Origin of the sequence: Aeromonas sp. Prich7-2 (assembly GCF_017939255.1) — a bacterium.
GTDB classification, from domain to species: domain Bacteria; phylum Pseudomonadota; class Gammaproteobacteria; order Enterobacterales; family Aeromonadaceae; genus Aeromonas; species Aeromonas caviae.
This window is the reverse complement of the sequence record NZ_JAGKRI010000223.1, coordinates 1-2,411: the sequence shown is the minus strand read 5'-3', so window position 1 is coordinate 2,411 and position 2,411 is coordinate 1. Positions and strand designations below refer to the sequence as shown.

3 protein-coding genes are annotated in these 2,411 nt (G+C 40.2%); 2 read left to right on the top strand and 1 reads right to left on the bottom strand.

Annotation, left to right across the window (positions count from 1 at the left end; translation table 11 throughout):
* Positions 1-497: 497 nt before the first annotated feature.
* Both J9892_RS21275 and J9892_RS21270 read left to right on the top strand, forming a co-directional pair.
* A complete protein-coding gene (locus J9892_RS21275) occupies positions 498-716 on the top strand; it encodes a TylF/MycF/NovP-related O-methyltransferase (RefSeq protein WP_201873217.1) in 219 nt (72 codons plus the stop codon).
* Positions 704-1,924: an MFS transporter gene (locus J9892_RS21270; RefSeq protein WP_069785450.1), complete on the top strand. Its 1,221-nt coding sequence runs from the start codon at positions 704-706 to the stop codon at positions 1,922-1,924. The genes J9892_RS21275 and J9892_RS21270 overlap by 13 nt, the downstream gene beginning before the upstream one ends.
* Before the next feature lie 144 nt (positions 1,925-2,068).
* On the opposite strand, the gene J9892_RS21265 is transcribed toward J9892_RS21270, so the two are convergent.
* Positions 2,069-2,257, bottom strand: a complete 189-nt coding sequence (locus J9892_RS21265; protein ID WP_210538911.1) for a hypothetical protein — start codon at positions 2,255-2,257, stop codon at positions 2,069-2,071.
* Positions 2,258-2,411 lie beyond the last annotated feature (154 nt).

Below are 2,411 nucleotides of genomic sequence, written 5' to 3'. Positions count from 1 at the left end.
ACCCAGCGAGGTGGAGTGGCAAGACGCGAGACTGGACACCTATCGGTGCCGTGATGCTAAATCCGGAGCGGCCCGAGAAACCCGAGCCGGAGCAAAAAGAGGCTGCTTAAAACAGCTTTGCGCGACAACTATCTTGAAAAACGCCGGGAGACTGAGCATAACATAGCTTGTATGTTTGATTTATTTCAAAACAACTATAACCAAGCTCATTTACCAGATTTAAAACCACTGAGTAATCGCAAGACGTGTAAAAGAAGTCTATTAATCTAATTTATAGTGAAACCCACATTTCACATATAGATGTCAATTGATTTTTGTTACCCAGATAAGTAATCACTTAGGGTCAAAAAAATATTTTTGCCTTAATGTTGGTAAAGAATTTGAATTTTCTATATCAAATATGCATTTTCCTCAGTCAATATCACTACTCGACTCAACATCCTACGGATTATCGCTTGTTACAAATAATCAACACTCGTGCATCTTCCTGCTAGAAGGTGTTTACATCTAACTTCTCGGCCATTAAATTGAAATCGCCGTTTGGAGCCTTCGCTCCTGGTATTCATCAACCATCCGATGGTGGATTCATCATCATTGATGATTATAATCTACCAGGATGTAAGCTAGCGGTTGATGAATTTAGAGAAAAAAATGGAATTTCAAAACCACTTCAAATTGCAGATGAAGTTGCAGGAGTATTCTTTTGGATAAAATAACTCATTCATTTTCAAACCGTCTCAAGCTACTTTTACTGGGTGATGGGTTGGTCGTGTTCGGGGGATGGATTGACTATATAGCCATACTGACAATATGTGTGTATCGATTTCAAGTTGATAGCATGGAGATAGCAATTATCGGCGCAAGTATGCTATTGCCAGGTATCATATTTACCGGATTTATTAGTAATTTGGTTAATGGCTGTAAAGTTCTTTATTGGTTGCGTACGAGTCTCGTGCTAAGGGCGTTGCTGACTGTTGCACTATTAACTGCAAGCAACCTATATATCTTTGTGGCAATAGCTGTAATTAGATCTCTATTTAATAGCATAGCCACACCAGCTATATCAGTTATCAGTGCTCGTTGTGTACCAGCGGAAAACAGAACTCGCTACTATTCCTTGCTAAATATGATGAATAGTGCAGCAAAGATAACTGGCCCTGCACTTGGTGGAGCAATCGCGTCATTCGGGAGTGACGAATATGCATTGTTGATTTCAGGTGGATTAACGCTTGCTGGCTGCATTGTGTTCTGGACAATAAAGACTACAACAGTTAAAGATGGACTGGACAATTCACCAAGCTCAAAGCCATCAACATTGAGTAATGAAAGTTGGAATTCATATGCCATAGTAATGGCAATATTTTTTATCGCCGTTTTCATGGTCAACAATCAACTCCCAATTTTACTTAGAGATAACGGGTTAGATAAAAGTGCCCTTGGTGTATTAGTATCTTCATCTGCTATAGGAAACTTTCTGTATGGGTTGTGGAGTGCTCGTAATGCTACGTCTTCTTCTCTTAAAGGACTAATTGAGGAGATCTTATTCCCTGCCTTTATTACTATGTGTATGTTTATTTTGATCGCCCCCATATTATATGAACCTTTTACATTGCAATTGGCATCATTGGCTATAGTATTTTTTGTTGTAGGGCTTTTCAGTTCTAGATTTGCGATCTCATCAAATGTATACCTGGCTGAAAATTTTCAAGCAAGCCTTGGGATTGCAGCTGGACGGCTGCAAGCAATCCAGAACAGCGCGATGCTTATAGCGCCATTCATAGGAGCATTTGTACTTAGCCATTCATCTGGAGCTTTTTTGTTTGTACTGGCAGGTGTTACTGGTATCACAGGGTTATTTGCTGTGTATATGATGACTGCAAGAAAAGGCGTTAAACAGACGTTGGATGCAAAGAGCCAAGAGTAGGCGCTAAGAGGTGATATGAGCTGCTAGGAAGCGATCTTCTGTGGGCTTATAAAAACATCATTACTAACCTAGTAGCATAAAAGACACCGGTTTGAAGCCGGTGTCAAGTGATAACTATATCTGTACACTCTATTACATGAAGCCTTATTTCCTCAAGTCAGAGAGCGGCTTGTTAACTACATCCTCAAACTGCTTCAGTGTCTTTTGATACTCCCTTATTTCACGCGGAATAAGTACATCAACAGTTTTAAGAATTTGCTCAACATGATCAGGCAACTTAGGCATTGCAGCATCTTTAATCAGCCGCTCAACATTCGCGGGCAACTTAGTCATTGCAGCATCAGGGCCGACGCATGATCATTCTCTGCACAAGTTGATCAAGTCTCGATCAGTTGAACGGCTCCAAGTACGATTTTAATTGTACCTTGCGTTGCCAAGCTGTAAATAGTCGAGATCTTAACCAACTGTTTATTATTATGGCCCAGAA